We start from the raw sequence: 18,389 nt of genomic DNA, 5'->3' as shown, positions 1-18,389 counted from the left end.
CCGTACCTCCTGTCTCTTCCGACAACACTTTTTTATCTATGAGCTGCACCAACAGCCTCAGTAATATGTCTAAAGCCGTCCTTTCGAAGCAGCTCACGCAGACCGGCATGTATAGCCCGGTTTACTTCCGGCCCTTCGTAAATCAATGCTGTATAAATTTCAATCAGGCTAGCGCCTGCTTTAATTTTGTCATAGGCATCACGACTGGTAAAAATACCGCCTGATCCAATAATAGGCAGCTTCCCTTCCGTCTGGCGGTATACCCGTCCAATGACCTCTGTGGAACGGTCATGTAGCGGCTTACCACTCAATCCTCCGGTTTCACTTGCATTTCGATGCGTCAGACCCGTCCTGGATATCGTCGTGTTCGTCGCAATAATGCCATCCACTCCGCTGGCCGCAATCGCATCCGTCATATATTCCAATTCCTCGTCCGATACATCCGGTGCAATTTTGACCAGTACAGACTTGGCTTTACCATACTTTGTCGCCTGAACTCCCATCTCTGCCCGAACCGCTTCCAGTAACGACTTCAGTTCACTGCCATGCTGGAGTTTTCGTAAATCCGGGGTATTGGGCGAACTAATGTTTACTACAAAGAAGTCCGCATACGGATACAGTGCGGAAATACATTTCTCATAGTCCTTATGGGCATCCTCATTTGGCGTTACTTTATTTTTACCGATATTAACAGCAATCGGCACAGGTCGATGTTTAAGGGTAGCCAAACGCTGGGCCATGCTCTCAGCACCCAGATTGTTAAAGCCCATCCGATTGACTAATGCCTCATCGGGAGGCAGTCGAAACAACCGGGGCTGATCATTGCCGGGCTGTCCGACAGGTGTCACCGTGCCTACTTCCATAAAACCAAAACCGATGGAAGAAAAACCGACAACCGCTTCAGCATTTTTATCCAGTCCCGCAGCCAGTCCAATCGGGTTGGGAAAATGAATACCAAACAGATCAACGGCAAGATCTTCCGTTTCCTTGACTCCATACATCCCTCGCAACGTCGCTGCTCCACCGGGAAGTGAGCCCGCATGCTTTAAGCCGTCAATGACTACATGATGGGCCCTCTCTGGACTCATTTTGAAAAAAACAGGTTTCGCAATCCTTCGATACAACACGATTCATCCACTCCGTTCTATGCCCTTGCACAATCCTAAAAAAACATCTCTACAAAATAGTTTAGCTTTTTCCATACCAAAAAGAAAGTAATTTGCGAGGTCCAATATCAGAACAATTCAGTTGTCATGGAGATGTCATTGAAAATGTATAATCAAACCATTTACAATGGACATAGTAAGACAGGATCTTAGCCCGCAAGAAAAGAGGGATTGCTGATATGAAGACCAAGCGCAAACCGCCCAGTCTGCAAAAGAAAAAGGATGAGGTGAACAAGAAAGCGATTGTTTGGACCGCCGTCAGCTTTGTTCTACTCATCATTGTGATTGTTCTGGTCATTGTTTTAGCACAAGCAGGAACTCGTTAAACAACAAGTAGCAGTGGCATCAAAATGTTAATTTAGCCAGTGATAGGTTTTGTGGGGATTTGTCTGGTCGTGCTGCGGCTCACTCGTAAATCGGGAACTAGGTACAAGCACTTGATCAGGCAGTCCCCCGTTACCAATAACCACCTCCGTACCTGAAGGTACGAGTGCAAACAATTCCTCCACGTCTTCCTTCCCCATGCGGACACAACCCAGCGACTCATTTTTGCCGATACTTTCGGGCTCGTTCGTACCATGGATAGCATAATTTGTTGCAGACAGTTGCATACCACGACTGCCAAACTCACCGTTGGATTTGCCGTTCGGATTTACGACTTTATCGGTAATCACAAATTTCCCTTCCGGTGTTCTTTCTCCGCCCAAACCGATGGGATAATTGCGAATAAGTATATTGCCGCTCACCAATGCTAGCCTGTGTTTGGATTTGTCTACCACAATTCGTAGCGGTTGCTCCAGAAAAGGCCGTCCGTGCAATGAAGATGCCAGCAGTAGACTGCTTTCAGCCGCTGAGTCAGCGTTCTGATCTCCTGCCTTCCCTGTTCCCTGTGCTGGAGAAGCAAGTAAATTACGGATAGGTGTAAAAGCCTTCTTCATCCCGTCAGTCGTACCGTACATTGTGTTATTGGGAAAATCTCGGGTCAGTTCCTCAAGACTCTGGGGAAGACGTTGATGCTGCGAACGATAAGCGCGCATGGCGCTATTCAGCACAGCCAGCTCTTCCTGTCCGGCAGCCCATTTTAGACCTGTTATGCGGAGTTTCTCACTGTCCGACGGCTTGCAAGCACATGCAGCGGCGTCGTAAGACTGAATAGCTAATCCGCCGTTTCCCTTGTTCTGTACACTAAGTAACGGCTTCATACCTTCTCTCCAGATCAGCCACGCCCCACTCTGCTCCATGCCCAGCACTGTGGTCTTGGACGGCATTTGACTCGTCTTTGCCAACATATCCGTAAGCGCTGTTCCAGCCCCACTTCCTTGCCTGGCTTGAGCTGTAAACACACCACCAGCATGAGGCTCACCGTTTTGTGCCCTCTTCTTTGGATCTGCATTAGCCACTTTCGCAACTTCGACATGATCAATCGCTGCATGCTCAGTTCCGGATGGAACGGATGCGTTCTCAAGTGGAGTGCTCGGTGAATTGGCTGAGGGGACCCAGATGAGCAGAAGTACCATTAAGGCAGTTAAAAGATGACGTGTTCGAGCGGTTCTCCGCTCCTTCTCCTTGGACATCTGAACCAGTTTATCCTGATATTCCATCCATACGTCTGCCGGAATCTGTTTATGCTCAAAGGCTTCGAACACTTCTCCTGCACGATTGAAGCAATAATTTGCTTTGCCTTCCTGACCGTTGCTTTCATACTCCTTACCGAGTAAATACCAGGCCATTTTATTATCAGGGTGCTTTTTGACATACGATTTAAGATGAGGCGAATGGTCCATCGGATCCTCCTGATCGTGTAATCTTGCATGCTTACTATTATGTATATCGGTCACAATGGGCCTGATGGACAGCACATAAAAAAAACAGCACCGTCAGCATGCTTTCACCGTTATACGGTGAAGGGTACTGTCGGTGCTATGCCTGTCCAAAAAACTTACACTTAACCTTCTTTATTGAACGGTTCGTCTGCAACTTTGATGGAATCTGTAGGGCAACCGTCACAAGCATCCTGCATATCATCAAACAGGTCTTCTGAGATCGCCTTGATGCCTTGGTTTGCATCCCCTTCAAAGATCACTTCAGCCAAACCTTCATCATCATAATCGTAGATGTCTGGTGCTGTAGCGCCGCAGGCTCCGCAAGCAATGCATGTATCTTTTTCTACCCAAGTGTATTTAGCCATAACTTTTCTCTTCCTCCTATACAATCGAACAAACCAGCTTTTGCATTCTATTCACATATTAATACAAACCCAAAATTATTACAAATTATTTTCCTTTATCCTTCATGCAAAAAACGCTTATAACGTGTGTTACTGATACTGACCATCATTCTCCCCTAAGTTCACTCTGGAGTAGGTAGATTGTCTTTTTGCAGCGAAGTTCCGCGCAGCTTGGAATTACGAAGAAGTACTGAAGGATCATCTCCCAGCATCCCCGCAGTCAAAATTGCATTTTCACCAAACTTATCGCGCAGCGCATCCATCGTTTTCAGTAAACTTTCTTTTTTAGGCTGGTCTTGGTATTCAAATAGATCTAATTGAACTGCCGCTTCCTCCTTTGGAATGAGCTGTTGCAGCGTAATCCCCAACAAACGCACTGGCTTATCCTCTCCCCAATGGCGACGATACAATGCACAAGCTTCCTTATATATGTCTTCTGCACTTTCCGTAGGCGTACTCCTGACTTGAGAACGCGTAAAGGTCTTCATATCCGGGGTCCGAATCGTCAGTTGGATACCTCCTGCCAGCATCCCTTGTCGTCGAAGCCGCCGAGCTACCTGATCACTAATGTTAAGCAGTACTCTTTGGGCTTCTTCCAACTTTACTACATCCATAGGCAGAGTGGTTGTGTGACCGATGGATTTGTTCGGCTCCCGTTCAGTGCTGACTTGAGAATGGTTAATTCCGTTTGCCGCCAATTTTAACCAAGAACCAGTTACCCCAAATATGCTAACCAGCATGTGTTCATCTGCCTTAGCCAGTTGACCAATGGTGCGAATGTTCATTTGTAGAAGCTTATCTGCTGTTTTGCGGCCCACACCAAACAATTGCCCACATGGAAGGTTCCACAAAATGTTGGGTACATCACGCAAACGTAGAACAGATATCCCGCGTGGCTTTTTCAGATCAGAGGCCATTTTGGCTAGCAGTTTGTTGGGTGCTACCCCAATTGAGCAAGGCAAGCCTAGCTCTTCTTCTACTCTACGCTGAATCTCCTCGGCAATATCCAAAGGTGTTCCAAACTGCTTGGAACCGGAAATATCTAGATAACACTCATCAATTGAAGTTGCTTCCAGCATAGGCGTATACGAGTAAGCAATACTCATAAATGCTTTGGAATAACGACGGTATAAATGAAAATCAGGCTGTATTACGATGAGCTGCGGACAAATTCGTCGAGCCTGCTGAACAACCATCCCTGTTGAAATACCCAATCGTCGTGCTTCATAAGAGCAAGTTACAATTACACCTTTGCGCAGCTCACTGCTGCCTGCCACTGCGGTAGGCAATCCTTTATATTTTTCCGGCTCCTCCGCTGCATGAACGGAACAATAAAATGCGTTCATATCCACATGCAGAATAACTCGTCCACCAACCGGATAATAAGCACTGACATCTTTCATGCTCAACCCTTCTTTTTAACTATGAATTCATTCGTTAGATCAAGAATATGTCCTTTGATTTTATACTTAAATCACCCTTGCATACTATTTCTATTTTACATAAAAAATATAGGTTTTGCGCTCAAAAATGATAATTATATATTACATTTGAAGTCATTAGTTGTTATAATCGACTATCATACGAACACGACAAACTAACGCTTTCCTGTTTTTAAGCGTTAAACAACTAAATTAATGTGCTTAAAAAAGCAGAGCATTACCAATCTGAGCAATCCGCGAAGGAGGAGTCCCTCATGTCCACCGCTATTTCTATCTTTGACACAACGCTGCGAGATGGCACTCAAGGAGAAGGAATTAGCTTGTCTGCTGATGACAAATTGAAAATCGCCAAAAAACTCGATGATCTCGGTGTTCACTATATTGAAGGCGGGATTCCCGGGAGCAACAGCAAGGATATCGAATTTTTCAAACGGGTACAAGAACTAGGCCTTCAGGCAAAGATTGTCGCCTTCGGCAGCACGCGTCGCAAAGATAGCATCGCAGCGCAGGATGTCAATCTGCAACGGATTCTGGAATCCGGCGCTCAGGCCGCTACTCTGGTCGGTAAATCATGGGATTTTCATGTACACACTGCTTTACAGACAACACTGGAGGAAAATCTGTCTATGATTTACGACTCCATCGCCTTTTTAAAGCAAGGGGGCATGGAAGTTATTTTTGATGCCGAGCATTTTTTTGACGGATATAAAAACAACCCCGAGTATGCACTCGCCGTTATGAAAAAAGCTGAGGAAGCAGGCGCGGATTGGCTCGTGATGTGTGATACCAACGGGGGTACCCTACCGCATGAAATACATGAAATTGTCACTACACTGCAAAGCCAGCTAACGAAGTCACAGTTGGGCATTCATACACACAATGATTGCGAATTGGCAGTAGCCAACTCACTCAGTGCAATTCAAGCAGGCGCAAGACAGGTCCAAGGTACCATCAACGGCTATGGTGAACGGTGCGGTAATGCCAACCTATGCTCCGTCATTCCGAACTTGCAGCTTAAGCTGGGCTACGACTGTCTAGATCCCGAGAAGCTAAAACAACTCCACAATACAGCTCGCTTTGTGAGTGAAGTCGCCAACGTCAATCTGCCTGTCAACCAGCCTTATGTTGGCAATGCTGCTTTTGCCCATAAAGGAGGTATTCATGTGTCAGCTATTCTGCGCGACTCACGAACATATGAGCACATCGCTCCTGAACTTGTGGGGAACAAGCAGCGAGTCTTGGTCTCCGAACTGGCCGGACAAAGCAACGTTGTGTCCAAGGCGCTAGAACTGGGCATCACCCTTGATCCGTCCAGTGATGAGGCACGTGGCGTCATTAGTCGTATCAAGGAACTTGAGCATCAGGGATATCAGTTTGAAGGTGCGGATGCTTCGCTGGAATTGCTTATTCGTGAAGCCGGCGGTGAAGTGAAGGAAATGTTCTCATTTGAGTCCTTTAAGGTGCTGGTGGAAAAAACAGCGGGGCGATCGGTCGTCTCCGAGGCATTCTTAAAGCTGAATGTTGCAGGGACAAGTGTCTATACCGCAGCTGAAGGAAATGGTCCTGTGAACGCGCTTGATAATGCTCTCCGCAAGGCTCTTTCTCAGTATTTCCCAGCCTTGCGAGACATGCATTTGGCTGACTACAAGGTGCGTGTGCTCGACGAAAAAGACGCCACTGCCGCCAAGGTACGCGTGCTCATTGAGTCCAAAAACTACGAGGACGTCTGGAGTAACGTAGGCGTATCCGAAAATGTTATTGAAGCTAGCTGGGAAGCTCTCTTGGACAGCTTCCGTTACGCATTGCTGGAAGCGCCAACTCCAAAAAATGAACAAACAGAGCTTACTCATCACGGATTAGTTAACCACTAATCAAGTACAAGCATGAGCTAATAAGGTGGCTTTGGCGGTCTACTTGGCCCCCAAAGTCACTTTATTTTTTGAAGAGCTTCTATTTTACCCTCCAATTCCCGTTCACTGAGCATGCCGATTATGATTTCTCGCACCCGTCCATGATGGTCAATCGTTACATGAGTTGGAAAAGCCACTCCTCCAAATTGTTCAAAAAATGCTCCTTGTTCATCCAGTAATATGGGGAATTTGAGGTTCAAAGAACGGGAAAACTTCTGCACATCCTCCAACCGGTCATAGCGAGTTACATTGATGCCATACACATCTACATCATGTTTGTATTTACTATACAATTCATTCAGCATGGGGGCTTCTAATCGGCACGGATCGCACCATGAAGCCCAAAAACTAATGATCATCGCTTTATTCCGCGGAGCCCCTACATCGTAGGACTTGCCGTTTAACCCCTTTAAAATCATAGAAGGAAGCTGTTGCCCAGGTTTGATTCTTTTTATTACCTCTGCTGCAACTGATTCAGTCCCTACATTCTTCTCAACATCAAGCTCTTTCTCACCTTTATATTTTTCTTCCAGTGTTGCATTTTCCACAGGCAGGCTTGCTGAATAGACTGTGTTTGCAATAATCCCCCATGTAGCCCCAACCATAACCAGCACAATTATCGCTCTAATGAAAAGAAATCTTTTCACAGTCTTATCACCTGTCTTTCATCTAAATGACCTTCATCCTCCCCATAGGATGCCCATACGATTCCCACCTCTAACCTTCTAAATCTGAACAGGACACAAAAAAAACAGCAAACCCACGAAAATCGCGAACTTGCCGTTATAATGTGGTGTCAGATACTATACCTTGTACTGAATCAGGCATGACTCAAATGCGCGTAGACATCTGCCAAATTGGTTACATTACGCTTCAGCATTTCCTGAACATACGCCACCCAAAGCTTAGCCGTCATCTTCGCATCCTCTAACGCATGATGCCGCCCTTCAATCGGAATGGATTGATAGGCCAGCAATTCATCCAAACTATAGGTTTGGTGTTGCTGTGGCTCCAGCCATTTGGCGAGCATCATTGTGTCTAGTACACGGTGAGTTAACTGAACTTTAGATGTTTTCCATAACGCAGCATTTAAAAAGGCCTTATCATGAGCGCTAGCATGCGCTACAAGCACCCGCCCACCTACAAAGGACATAAAGTCATGCAGTCCATTCATAAGCGGCGGAGCTCCATCCGTCATTTCCCGGGTAATCCCAGTTAGCCGAGTAATCTGTTCAGGAATCTCGGTCCGCGGATTGACAAGCGTATAAAACTGCTCTTTTTCCATAATCACATCCCCGACTACTCGAATCGCTCCGAACGATAAAATCTCATCTCCATGCTGTGCCGAAAATCCCGTTGTCTCCAGATCAAAAACTACCGTCTCCAAACGCTCCAGTGGGGTACGCAATACTTCAGAACGCCGTTGTTCCCGCGTTAAGGACCGAATAAACGCCATCTGCTGAGCCGTAGGAGCCCCCATTACAGATGCGATTGCCGACGGCACTCCTCCTCTGCGGAGGGCACTCCAGAAGCCACCTCCCTGCGCTGGTTCTTTCATGACCTTCTCCCTTCCATAAATCGCAGCTGCCTTTGCAACGCACGATGCAGCCGTCGTACTGTTGAAAGAGCCTCGCGCAGCTCATGCCAGCCTTTACCTTGCTTCAACGGCTTGACAGCCAGATAGCCATTACTGATCAGCAACCCGTCCTTCTCCCTCGCTGGAGTAGCCATTCGAAGCTGAAGTGCGATCCGAAAGGCTCGCTCGCAAGCATCGAGTAAAGGCAACGGTGCCGCTTCAAGTGATGCGAGACGCCTGAGTCTTTTCAGGGTGGAAGTTTCCTCTACACCATGTTGCAATGCCAAAAAACGGACGGCGTTCACCAACGGAATGTATAACCCGTATTTCACATCAAAATCGCCTGCATGCTCACCGAACCGCTCGGTAACGATCTGACCTAAAATATTAAGTGTCGCTTTATGCCTTACCGTGTTCCTAAGTACCGCTGAAGGTAGGTCGGGTTGTTTACGGAACAACTTATAAAAGCTTTGCTTCCATTCCACAGACAATTGCTCGTCGCCTGCGATATGTCTCATGTCAGACGAGATAATGAGATATCGAATCGGCTCCCAGGCAAAATCTTCCGACCATTTTGATAGCTGTTCTTGCCATCCAGTCAATGTATGGCGCCACAATAGCTCCGAGCACATCACTTTCCCCTCGCATTTGGGATATCCCAAATGCTCTAGCATCGCAGAGACTCTGCGACCAAACTCGCTAAAATACAATTCTTTATCAGCAGACACAAGGTCACTGATAATCATACCGTTATCCTGGTCACTCCATAGCGTCGATTCCGAGCGCCCCATGCTACCGAAGGCTATAAATGCGTAAGGGACGGGAGGAGGGCCAAAGCCATCCTCAACCATCCCTTTTTCGCACATTTGCACAGCTCTGGCCGCGATGCGGTCATGCATTTCATTCGCCGTTCGTAACCAGTCTGATAACGGAGCGGAGGCTTGAGAAGCCAGCAGCCATTTCTGGGAATCGACCCTGGCCTGCCTTAAAGACTCAGGTGTGTCTGCATGATCAATCGCTTCGGCGGAACTCACCCAAGGGGCCATATTTTGCAGTTCCATACTTCCATCTCCTCCGCTCATCCATACTGGCTCTTTATATTTTACATATTAGCTGACAATTCCAGAACGCTTTTCAGCTTCGGTAACTAACTTCATTTGCTCTGGATAGCCGTACGTACCGTGTTCACTGATATCGAGTCCCATCGTTTCTTCCTCTTCCGTAACGCGAATACCCATAATTGCTTTCATCGCACCCAGAATAATGAAGGAAATGACGAATACGAATGCCAAAGTACCAATCAGTCCAAGCAGCTGTACTCCTAATTGTGTAAAACCACCACCATAGAACAGACCCGCTTGACCTACACCTGTTATTTTTGCAAGCTCAGGAGTAGCGAAAAACCCTGTGGATACCGCGCCCCACATCCCCGCAACACCATGTACGGAGAAAGCATATACCGGGTCATCTACTCTCGCACGCTCAAACCATTGCGCTGTGAAGAAAGTGACGATCCCTGCGACTGCGCCAATAACCAATGCCGCCCAAGGTGCTACAAAGGCACAAGAACCCGTAATGGCAACCAAGGCTGCCAGCACACCGTTTAGCATAGCAGGAATATCTGCTTTTCCGTATACCATCCAAGATACGAGCAAAGCGAAAACTCCGCCTGCCGCAGCAGCAATATTTGTAGTCAGGGCTACATATCCAAAGAATCCGTCATTCATAGCAGAAACAGCACTACCTGGGTTAAATCCAAACCAGCCAAACCAGAGAATAATAACACCCAGGATAGAGTACACCTGATTATGACCAGGGATAATGTTCGGCTTGCCATCTTTATTAAACTTGCCCAGACGCGGTTTGAGCAGCAGCGTAGCGACGAGTGCCGCCGTAGCACCTGTCAGATGGACCACTGTTGAACCAGCGTAATCTTGCATTCCCAACTTGCCAAGCCAGCCGCCGCCCCATACCCAGTGAGCTACAACTGGATAGATCACGATGGAGAACAAAATACCGAAAATAATGTATACACTTAATTTTGCACGCTCTGCCATCCCTCCGCATGCGATCGAAAGCGAAACCGCAGCAAAAGCAAAGTGAAACAAAAACATAATCGTAATCGGAACATCCAAACCTGAAAGAGTATCAAACGATGCAGCAGCATCTGTCCCACTCATGAAGAAACCCGTCAGTCCCATAAATCCGTTACCGCCGTCATTGCCAAAACCGAATCCAAATCCGAGGGCCCAGAAGGACAAAGCCGCAATACCCGTCGTGAGAATCGTTTTACCAGCGACATGACCCGCGTTCTTCATTCGTGTCGAGCCTGCCTCTAGCAATGCAAATCCCGCTTGCATGAAAAATACAAGTATAAATGCCAAGAACGTAAATGCCGTGTTTAGCCCAGCTTGAAGTTGAATATTTGTCGGCCCGTCAGCAGCGAACGCACCTACCGGAAAAGCTAGAACCGTCAGCATGGCCAATAATACAACTAACCACTTTTTTCTCATGAAGACCACTCCTCGAATGTTAAGTTTCTTTACATTTCGTGAAATTCTTATTGTCATTATAATCAGAATACATGAAAGTTGACAAGATTTTTTTTATAATGTTAAAAAAATGAGCTTACAAACCTGACATGTCACATTTACTAACCATAAAGGTAGCTTGTTTGAGCCCGACAAAAGCATAACGTTTGACTGTATGGTTGAGGATCATGTAAAATATCCTTTATAAACACTCGGTTTAAAATGCTAATATTGAAGGTTGAACGAAGAGCGCGAGGTGAAGACAGATGGGGATATGAAGCTATATCGAATTGGCGAGCTAGCCAAAGCGGCTGGTGTCAGCGAACGAACGATTGATTATTACACTAAACTCGGTTTGATCACACCTGAAGAACGATCATTGAAAAATTATCGCCTTTATAATGGTGAAACGTTAAACAGGCTTGAACGTATTAACCAAATGAAACAAGAGAAGTATAGCCTTGAGGAAATCAGACAGACTCTGATTAAATGGAACTCGGTTGCAGGAGAAGAACACGTCACTGACAAACTAACGAGTCTAGAAATGCACATGCAGCGTCTAGAACGTGAAGTCAATGAACTACAGCCTCTTCTCGGACAGCTCAAGCCCGTCCAAGCTCGCAAGCTGCTTACTGGTCTGTTGCCACAAAGCGCTGCTTGTATTGAGGCTTTGAAGTATTTGTTGGAGCATAGTTCTATGATGTAGATACCCAGGCTAGTAGTATGAACAATAATGGAGGGTTGCTTTATGATGGGTATGTATATATTGATTATTCTTGCGTTCGGATTATCCTTATGGGCGCAATTCCGTGTAAAAGGTACGTTTAACAAATGGTCTGATGTCCCAAATGAAAATGGACTGACTGGTTACGATGCAGCTCGGCACATGCTGGATCGTAATGGCTTGCATGATGTACCTATTGAGCCAGTACCCGGCGCGCTATCTGACCATTATGATCCGATACAACGAGTGGTGCGCTTGTCCGAGCCTGTTTATTATGAAAAATCCATTTCTGCGGTTGCTGTGGCTTGCCATGAAGTCGGTCATGCCATCCAACATAAAGAGCATTATCCTATGCTGACACTTCGCCACCGGATCTTTCCAATCGTAAACTTTGCTTCCGGGATTGCACCGTTTCTGCTGATTGCTGGTTTCTTATTTAGCTTTACGAACCTGATCGGTTTGGGTATTATCTTCTTCTCGGCTACTGTTGCTTTTCAATTAATCACATTGCCAGTTGAGTTTAATGCTTCTAATCGCGCCCGGGAAATTATGGTTTCTGAAGGATTTATCCGTAGTGATGAAGAACGTGGTGTAGCTAAAGTTTTGAATGCTGCTGCATTGACTTATGTGGCCGCAGCTCTCGTTTCCTTGCTGGAACTGATCCGCCTAATTGGCATCTTTAATAGCCGGGATTAATCACTTGTATTGCAAAAAAGGTTGTTCCTCTACCGTCATTGGTGGAGGAACAACCTTTTTTCTTGATCTTAAACCAATACACTATACTTAATTGTCTCAATCTGCTTTTGCCGTTTTGTTCGAAGTAGCAGCATTACCATGAAGACCAAAATATTGCAATAAAAAAGTTCGGAACGATTTAGCAACTAAAGGAAGTTTGTCATCTCTACGATGAATCAAGCCAATTGTTCGCGTCACCTCTGGATCAACAATCGACACCCTTGCAGGTTGAAGCGGGTTAGTCTGAAACAGCGCCATTTCAGGCAGAAGACTAACCCCCATACCAGCAGCTACTAAACCGCGAATCGTATCTGTCTCTTCGCCTTCAAAAGCAATATCCGGCGTAAATCCAGCCTCCAGGCAGGCCTGCCAGACAATCGGACGTAACGAATATCCATCCCTGAACAAGATGAATTTTTCACCTTTAAGCTGGCTCAATGTGATGTGTTCAGCTGAAGCCAAAGGATGATTAGGTGGGAGAACCGCAAATAACTCCTCAGTTAACACCACGTCCCCCTCGACATGATCATGTCGATCTGGAAAAGGAGATACAAAGGCCAAATCCACCTCACCCGCTAACACATCACGAATTAAACTCGGGTACATTCCTTGTTTAAATCTAAATTTAACATTGGGATACCGCTTACGGAATTCAGCCACCACTGTAGGAATAAGATGAATCCCCAAACTGTGCGGAAAACCGATACGGATTTCGCCCCCCTCAGGGTCCAAAAACTCATGCACTTCCAAAACAGCCCGCTCCAGATCTTTTATGATCGTTTCCACCCGTTTGCAAAATAGCTGTCCCACTGGCGTAAGTTGCAGATTGCGACCCTTTTGCATAAAAAGATTAACTCCCAGCTCCTCTTCAAGCTGATGAATTTGCCGACTTACCGCAGATTGCGCCACATGCAACTCCTCAGCTGCCTGAGTGACATGTTCTTTTTGCGCTACTTTCATGAAGTATTGCAACTGTCGTAATTCCACTCCGATATTCGCTCCAATCTGTTTTTCAACATACGAAAGAAGATGTTCATCGAACATCATCCTCTTTCTTACCCAGATAACTTACGATAAAGCTGTCTTTAGTGACGTTTGCGTTGACCAGTCAATCTAATCAATAATCCATACATGAAGAACCCACTGAGCAAGCCCCCAAAGTGAGCGGTCCAGTTAATGTTCGCAACCGCAAAAGAAAACAGAATACCAAACCCAAGCAGCGTGTACAGCGTTTTGCGCGAAGCATCATCCATCAAGGAACGTTGGAACAAGGCAACGTACAGAAACGCCCCATAGATGCCATAAATCGCTCCTGAGGCTCCTACAGAGACTGTCGTTTCTGCCACCATGTTGTAATGCGCAATAGACAGTATGTTCCCTACAACACCCGTGACCAGATACAACAACACATATCGTAAGGACCCGAGCAAACGCTCCAGCGGAGGAGCGAATACAAGTATTGCAAAGGAATTAAACAGAAGATGATCAAACCCTGCATGTAAAAACATAGCTGACACATACCGCCACAGCTGGTCAGTGAATGGCGCCTCATTAATCAAAGCCCCATACCGGATCAGCGTCAAACTATTTTCTGATCCACCTTGCACGGTCAGTACAATAAACATCACAATATTGATAAGCAAAATCAGACAGGTTACCGGGTAAAACCGCAAATAACTTTTCCAGTTCTCATAACGTAAAAAAATCAAGGCAATCCTTCCTTCATGGGGTGTCTCCACCTTATTCAAATTGGACAATGTCTTTTATAAAAGATTATAATAGATTTCGGCAACGATAACCAATGCCAAAAACCAAAGGAGGCTATTACATATGGCACAAGAACGTACAGGAGTTGCTACTTTTAAAGGCAATCCTTTGACTCTCATAGGTCCTGAACTGAAAATTGGAGATCAGGCGCCTGATTTCAAATTACAGAAAGACTTATTGGAAGCAGCTACGCTTCAAGACTTTGCAGGTAAAGTCAAACTGATTAGCGTTGTCCCTTCTCTAGATACAGGCGTGTGTGACGCACAGACTCGACGTTTCAACCAGGAAGCAGATTCCTTGGGGGACCAAGTTGTGGTCCTGACGGTTAGCGTGGATCTGCCTTTCGCCCAAGCTCGTTGGTGCGGTGCGGCTGGTATCGATCGCGTATTGACACTGTCTGACTATAAGGATCATTCCTTTGGTGAAGCTTATGGTGTATTCATTAAGGAATTCCATTTGGATCATAGAGCTATTTTTGTCATTGATCAAAATGACAAAATCGCTTACGTAGAATACTTGAGCGAGATGGCCGAGCATCCTGACTATGACCAGGCGATCGCAGCCGTAAAAAAACTCGTCTAAATCAAGATCGAATATTAAAAAAGCGAGTGAAGGATGGCCTTCCTCGCTTTTTTGATGTTTGTCTACCACATCACTACTCCCAACCTGCTATTACTGTACGACCTTATAAGCGGACAGCTTCTTGTCGATCATAGCGAACAGTTGCAAAATAATGCGGTAATTCGCACCCAAGTCCCCTAACGATCCGCGTGAAGCAGAATAAATATCCACCGCACTTCGAACTGGCGAGACAGATAAAATTGAAACGGTAATGTCGACGGTTCTGCCGAACGCCGTTCGCTTCTCCAACGTAATCTCACCTACGGATGCTACCTCATGGAGTACCTTGTAGCCAGGAATCTTTTTCATGATAGATGATACTTCTTCCCAAGCCTTGTCTCTCGATAAGTTATAATAGCGTGTCTTCATTTGGGGGTCCTTGACCCGGTCGCTTGTACCTTCTTGGCTGCGCACAATCCCTACCAGAGTCCTCTTCAACGACAAGACATTTCCTCCTTCACGATAATCGCTACCTAATCATACGACACATCGGCTTCCTCTGCTGCAAGCGCTTTATAAAATACGATAAACAACCGAAAATGAGTCCGATCATGCCTTTGGTATGCGACCTTAGTACCTCATGTCTTAGTTTAACATTGTTGCATACAAAAAACACCCTGTTTCTGCATAAGCAGTACCAGAGTGTGTTCATTACATTATGGAGTACCCGCCGATGCCGTCCGACCATAGCGTCTTCTGAACCTGCTTTAGCAGGTGGGTGACCGCAGAATAAATTTTTGAAGTCCCCTTGTCAGCAATTGACAGGGCTTTTCAGCTATTCATTCGTATAGATCTCCCTAGACATTGTCATTGGTTCAAAACAACAAATGACCGTAACGTGCATCGCAGGATGTGACCTTATTATAGCGCTTCTCACTCAGAAAGTAAATGCTAGGAAAAATATGTTTTATTTTTAGAGGTTATCACTTTTTTTGTCTTCCATGCTTGCCTTTTCCTCGTCTTTCTGTTTCATCTTCTCCATTTGATCCTGCATTTTGAGGAAGGTTCCGTAAAAATTAAAAAAAGCGAACCAGGCAACTACACTGCCGATGAAAAATAAGAAAAGCACGGGATATTTAACTCCAATGTATATAACAACGGCGCTGCCGAGCATGGTGGAAAATACACGGAATGGTCGAATCAGCGTCAATAAAACTGCATTCTTAATAATTTGTCCGGTAGACATATGATAGTGAACTACCATCGAAAAGAAGTTAAACATAGACACAAGCAAAATAATAATGAGGATCAGCATGATGACGCCCACGATTTGCAAGTTGCTGAGCTGTGTCATATATACAGTGTAATCCACATACATAACGACAAACAATAGCGTGTAAAAGATACCCCCAATCAGACTCTGCTTATAGTTCTCTTTATATCCTTTAAAGAAGGTACGAAACACGCCTGTATCGGTATCGCCCATCACCCATTTGCGAACCACTGCGAACAAAGCCGATGTTGCTGGAAATAAAGTAAGCGGTGCCAAAATCGCCATCGCCCAGTTCATTTGTAACGATTCATTCGCCAGATTCTGATTCATAACAAGTAATTTCAGTATGAGGCAGAATACAAAAGGCGATGAACATAACACCCACAACAAATTGCTAGCCGCCAGCCGGGTAATCCACTCGGTTAGGCGGTAAATCCCCCCCATAGCTCCTTTAAATTCCAATGTTAGTCTCTCCCTCCGCAAGCCTTGGCAGTTCCAAGACTTATGTTGCTATGCCTGTTAATTCCGGCTCTTGACTATATCATACCGTATTTCAGCCCAAAAGCGCCAGTGAAATCCATACGTGGTCCATTAAAGCTGATCCCATAAATTTCATACATACTGATCAAAAAAAGCCGAAGCTAACATTAGCTTCGACTTTTTATTCATTTATTTCTTATTATTCAGAAGAGGAATCTTCACGTCTTGCAGGACGGCGAGTTTCGCCATTGCTGCTCGGGCGTGGTTTGCGATCTCCACTATAGCGGCTTCCGGAATCACGGTTGTAGCCACCGCCTTCTTTGCCACGGTTGTAACCACCGTAGCCACCTTTACTGCCGCTACCGCCACGGTTGGAATTATACCCACCGTTGCTGCGTCCACTATAGTTGGAAGGCTTGCGTCCGCCAGAACGCACGTCAGGTTTACGACGTTTTGCACGGATCGGATCTTCTGGAGTCAACTCAATAGATGCCTCTCTCTTCTCACCAGTCATCAGCTTCAGAGCTGCGGAGAGGAGTTGAACAGAGTCATATTGCTCCAGCATTTGAATAGCCAAACCTTTGTACTCGTTCAGCTCGCCTTTTTCTACAACTTCTAGAAGACGTTCTGCGATGATACGTTGTTTGCCTTCCAGAGCTTCTGCCAACGTTGGAAGAGGCTTACGTGGAATGCGGTGACGAGTTACACGTTCAATGAAGTGCAAATGGTCAATTTCACGAGGCGTTACGAATGACCAAGCTTCCCCTTCTTTACCTGCACGTCCAGTACGTCCGATACGGTGAACATAGCTCTCCGGATCTTGCGGGAGGTCAAAGTTCACAACGTGAGTTACGCCGGAAACGTCCAAACCACGGGCAGCAACGTCAGTCGCTACGAGCACGTCAATACTTCCGTCACGGAATTTACGCATAACAGCATCACGCTGATTTTGAGACAAGTCACCATGCAAACCATCTGCGGAATAACCACGTTTTTGCAGAGCTTCAGCCAGCTCGTCTACCCGGCGCTTAGTGCGACCGAATACGATAGCAAGTTCTGGGGATTCCATATCGATCAAACGGCTTAATGCTTCGAATTTTTGACGCTCAGGAACTTCAATATAGGCCTGATCAATCAGCGGAGCGCTAACTTGTTTAGGAATAACGGATACATGCTCAGGATCTTTAAGGAATTGCTCAGCCAATCTTTTAATGTTAGGAGGCATTGTAGCCGAGAACAGCATCGTTTGACGCTCGTCCGGAACCTGCTTCAGAATGGACTGAATATCTTCCATGAAGCCCATATCCAGCATTTCATCTGCTTCATCCAAAACAACGGTGTTTACGTCTTCTAGCTTAATGGTTTTACGATTAATGTGATCGAGCAAACGTCCTGGTGTACCAATAATAATTTGAGGTTTCTTTTTCAAAGCGCGAATCTGGCGTACGATATCTTGTCCACCATAGATCGGCAAAGTGCGAAGACCTTTAAAGCGGGAGAGTTTTTCGATTTCTTCAGCCACTTGAATAGCAAGCTCACGTGTTGGAGCCATAATCAGGGCTCTGATTTTTTCATCGTTTTTAGAAATTTTATTGATCATCGGAATACCAAACGCAGCAGTTTTACCAGTACCTGTTTGGGCTTGACCAATCATGTCTTTCCCTTGCAATGCAATCGGGATGGATTTGGATTGAATAGGTGTTGCTTCTTCGAACCCCAGCTCCGTAATCGCCTGAATTACCTTCGGTTCAAGATCAAATTCTGCAAATGTCGTCAAATTTATTCAAACTCCTTCATAATGGTGGATGTGGTGGACAATCCACAATGTTGTCTGTATTCTTAAGTAGCGATATTATTGTATAAGTTTTCCCCAATACAGTGATAGTTTATTTAACTCTATAACTGCATCTTTTTGTAATGAATTCGGGGAACCCTATCCGATACATCTTAAACGAATTTACCCTTTTTAAAACAGTTTAAATTTTAAGTGTTTCTCT

Annotated in this window: 18 protein-coding genes and 1 other RNA gene; 5 read left to right on the top strand and 14 right to left on the bottom strand. The window is 45.6% G+C overall.

Annotated features, from left to right (window positions below):
* Nucleotides 1-32: 32 nt before the first annotated feature.
* Nucleotides 33-1,127, bottom strand: a complete 1,095-nt coding sequence (locus EGM68_RS09265; RefSeq protein ID WP_129549057.1) for a quinone-dependent dihydroorotate dehydrogenase — start codon at nt 1,125-1,127, stop codon at nt 33-35.
* A 218-nt stretch (nt 1,128-1,345) separates the two neighbouring features.
* Here EGM68_RS09265 and EGM68_RS25675 point away from each other — a divergent pair, with 218 nt between their 5' ends.
* Nucleotides 1,346-1,492, top strand: a complete 147-nt coding sequence (locus EGM68_RS25675) for a hypothetical protein (RefSeq protein WP_013370508.1) — start codon at nt 1,346-1,348, stop codon at nt 1,490-1,492.
* A gap of 27 nt (nt 1,493-1,519) precedes the next feature.
* Here EGM68_RS25675 and EGM68_RS09260 read toward each other — a convergent pair whose 3' ends face one another.
* From EGM68_RS09260 to EGM68_RS09250, 3 genes are all read right to left on the bottom strand, one after another.
* Nucleotides 1,520-2,950: a L,D-transpeptidase gene (locus EGM68_RS09260; protein WP_129549056.1), complete on the bottom strand. Its 1,431-nt coding sequence runs from the start codon at nt 2,948-2,950 to the stop codon at nt 1,520-1,522.
* Nucleotides 2,951-3,111: 161 nt separating this feature from the next.
* The gene (locus EGM68_RS09255; RefSeq protein WP_013309730.1) at nt 3,112-3,354 is read right to left on the bottom strand and encodes a ferredoxin; all 243 of its coding nucleotides are present in this window, start codon (nt 3,352-3,354) and stop codon (nt 3,112-3,114) included.
* A 161-nt stretch (nt 3,355-3,515) separates the two neighbouring features.
* Nucleotides 3,516-4,796 (bottom strand): DNA polymerase IV, encoded by a 1,281-nt coding sequence (locus EGM68_RS09250; RefSeq protein WP_019686913.1) that lies wholly within the window; start codon nt 4,794-4,796, stop codon nt 3,516-3,518.
* Between the two features lie 293 nt (nt 4,797-5,089).
* Here EGM68_RS09250 and cimA point away from each other — a divergent pair, with 293 nt between their 5' ends.
* Complete coding sequence (gene cimA / locus EGM68_RS09245; RefSeq protein ID WP_129549055.1) at nt 5,090-6,706, top strand: citramalate synthase; 1,617 nt, start codon at nt 5,090-5,092, stop codon at nt 6,704-6,706.
* 56 nt (nt 6,707-6,762) lie between these two features.
* On the opposite strand, the gene EGM68_RS09240 is transcribed toward cimA, so the two are convergent.
* From EGM68_RS09240 to EGM68_RS09225, 4 genes are all read right to left on the bottom strand, one after another.
* Complete coding sequence (locus EGM68_RS09240) at nt 6,763-7,392, bottom strand: TlpA family protein disulfide reductase (RefSeq protein ID WP_129549054.1); 630 nt, start codon at nt 7,390-7,392, stop codon at nt 6,763-6,765.
* A gap of 173 nt (nt 7,393-7,565) precedes the next feature.
* Nucleotides 7,566-8,303, bottom strand: a complete 738-nt coding sequence (locus EGM68_RS09235; RefSeq protein WP_019686911.1) for an exonuclease domain-containing protein — start codon at nt 8,301-8,303, stop codon at nt 7,566-7,568.
* Nucleotides 8,300-9,382 carry a DUF294 nucleotidyltransferase-like domain-containing protein gene (locus EGM68_RS09230; protein WP_129549053.1) on the bottom strand — a complete coding sequence of 361 codons (1,083 nt, stop codon included), beginning with the start codon at nt 9,380-9,382 and terminating at the stop codon, nt 8,300-8,302. Before EGM68_RS09230 ends, EGM68_RS09235 begins: the two co-directional genes overlap by 4 nt.
* A 48-nt stretch (nt 9,383-9,430) precedes the next feature.
* Nucleotides 9,431-10,834, bottom strand: a complete 1,404-nt coding sequence (locus EGM68_RS09225; protein WP_129549052.1) for an ammonium transporter — start codon at nt 10,832-10,834, stop codon at nt 9,431-9,433.
* A 292-nt stretch (nt 10,835-11,126) separates the two neighbouring features.
* Between EGM68_RS09225 and EGM68_RS09215 the strand changes: the two genes are divergently transcribed.
* Together EGM68_RS09215 and EGM68_RS09210 are read left to right on the top strand one after the other, a co-directional pair.
* Nucleotides 11,127-11,558 (top strand): MerR family transcriptional regulator, encoded by a 432-nt coding sequence (locus EGM68_RS09215; protein ID WP_043886097.1) that lies wholly within the window; start codon nt 11,127-11,129, stop codon nt 11,556-11,558.
* Between the two features lie 42 nt (nt 11,559-11,600).
* The gene (locus tag EGM68_RS09210; protein ID WP_058829401.1) at nt 11,601-12,272 is read left to right on the top strand and encodes a zinc metallopeptidase; all 672 of its coding nucleotides are present in this window, start codon (nt 11,601-11,603) and stop codon (nt 12,270-12,272) included.
* A gap of 96 nt (nt 12,273-12,368) precedes the next feature.
* Here EGM68_RS09210 and gltC read toward each other — a convergent pair whose 3' ends face one another.
* The gene (gene gltC / locus EGM68_RS09205; RefSeq protein WP_043886096.1) at nt 12,369-13,298 is read right to left on the bottom strand and encodes a glutamate biosynthesis transcriptional regulator GltC; all 930 of its coding nucleotides are present in this window, start codon (nt 13,296-13,298) and stop codon (nt 12,369-12,371) included.
* Nucleotides 13,299-13,396: 98 nt separating this feature from the next.
* Nucleotides 13,397-14,020, bottom strand: coding sequence for a rhomboid family intramembrane serine protease (locus EGM68_RS09200; protein WP_013370496.1), 624 nt, complete (start codon nt 14,018-14,020; stop codon nt 13,397-13,399).
* Between the two features lie 121 nt (nt 14,021-14,141).
* Here EGM68_RS09200 and tpx point away from each other — a divergent pair, with 121 nt between their 5' ends.
* On the top strand, nt 14,142-14,660 hold the full coding sequence (gene tpx, locus EGM68_RS09195; protein WP_013370495.1) for a thiol peroxidase: 519 nt from the start codon (nt 14,142-14,144) through the stop codon (nt 14,658-14,660).
* 90 nt (nt 14,661-14,750) lie between these two features.
* Here the strand turns inward: tpx and EGM68_RS09190 are convergent, their stop codons facing one another.
* From EGM68_RS09190 to cshA, 4 genes are all read right to left on the bottom strand, one after another.
* Nucleotides 14,751-15,143 carry a DUF1499 domain-containing protein gene (locus tag EGM68_RS09190; protein WP_025676970.1) on the bottom strand — a complete coding sequence of 131 codons (393 nt, stop codon included), beginning with the start codon at nt 15,141-15,143 and terminating at the stop codon, nt 14,751-14,753.
* A gap of 216 nt (nt 15,144-15,359) precedes the next feature.
* Nucleotides 15,360-15,554: non-coding RNA, 6S RNA (gene ssrS, locus EGM68_RS09185), on the bottom strand.
* A gap of 58 nt (nt 15,555-15,612) precedes the next feature.
* A complete protein-coding gene (locus EGM68_RS09180) occupies nt 15,613-16,374 on the bottom strand; it encodes a YesL family protein (RefSeq protein WP_013370493.1) in 762 nt (253 codons plus the stop codon).
* 217 nt (nt 16,375-16,591) lie between these two features.
* Nucleotides 16,592-18,169: a degradosome RNA helicase CshA gene (gene cshA / locus EGM68_RS09175; protein ID WP_013370492.1), complete on the bottom strand. Its 1,578-nt coding sequence runs from the start codon at nt 18,167-18,169 to the stop codon at nt 16,592-16,594.
* Between the last annotated feature and the right edge of the window lie 220 nt (nt 18,170-18,389).

Origin of the sequence: Paenibacillus sp. M-152 (assembly GCF_003856555.1) — a bacterium.
GTDB lineage: Bacteria > Bacillota > Bacilli > Paenibacillales > Paenibacillaceae > Paenibacillus > Paenibacillus polymyxa_C.
The sequence above is the reverse complement of the archived record's forward strand: the minus strand, read 5'-3'. Positions and strand labels throughout refer to the sequence as shown.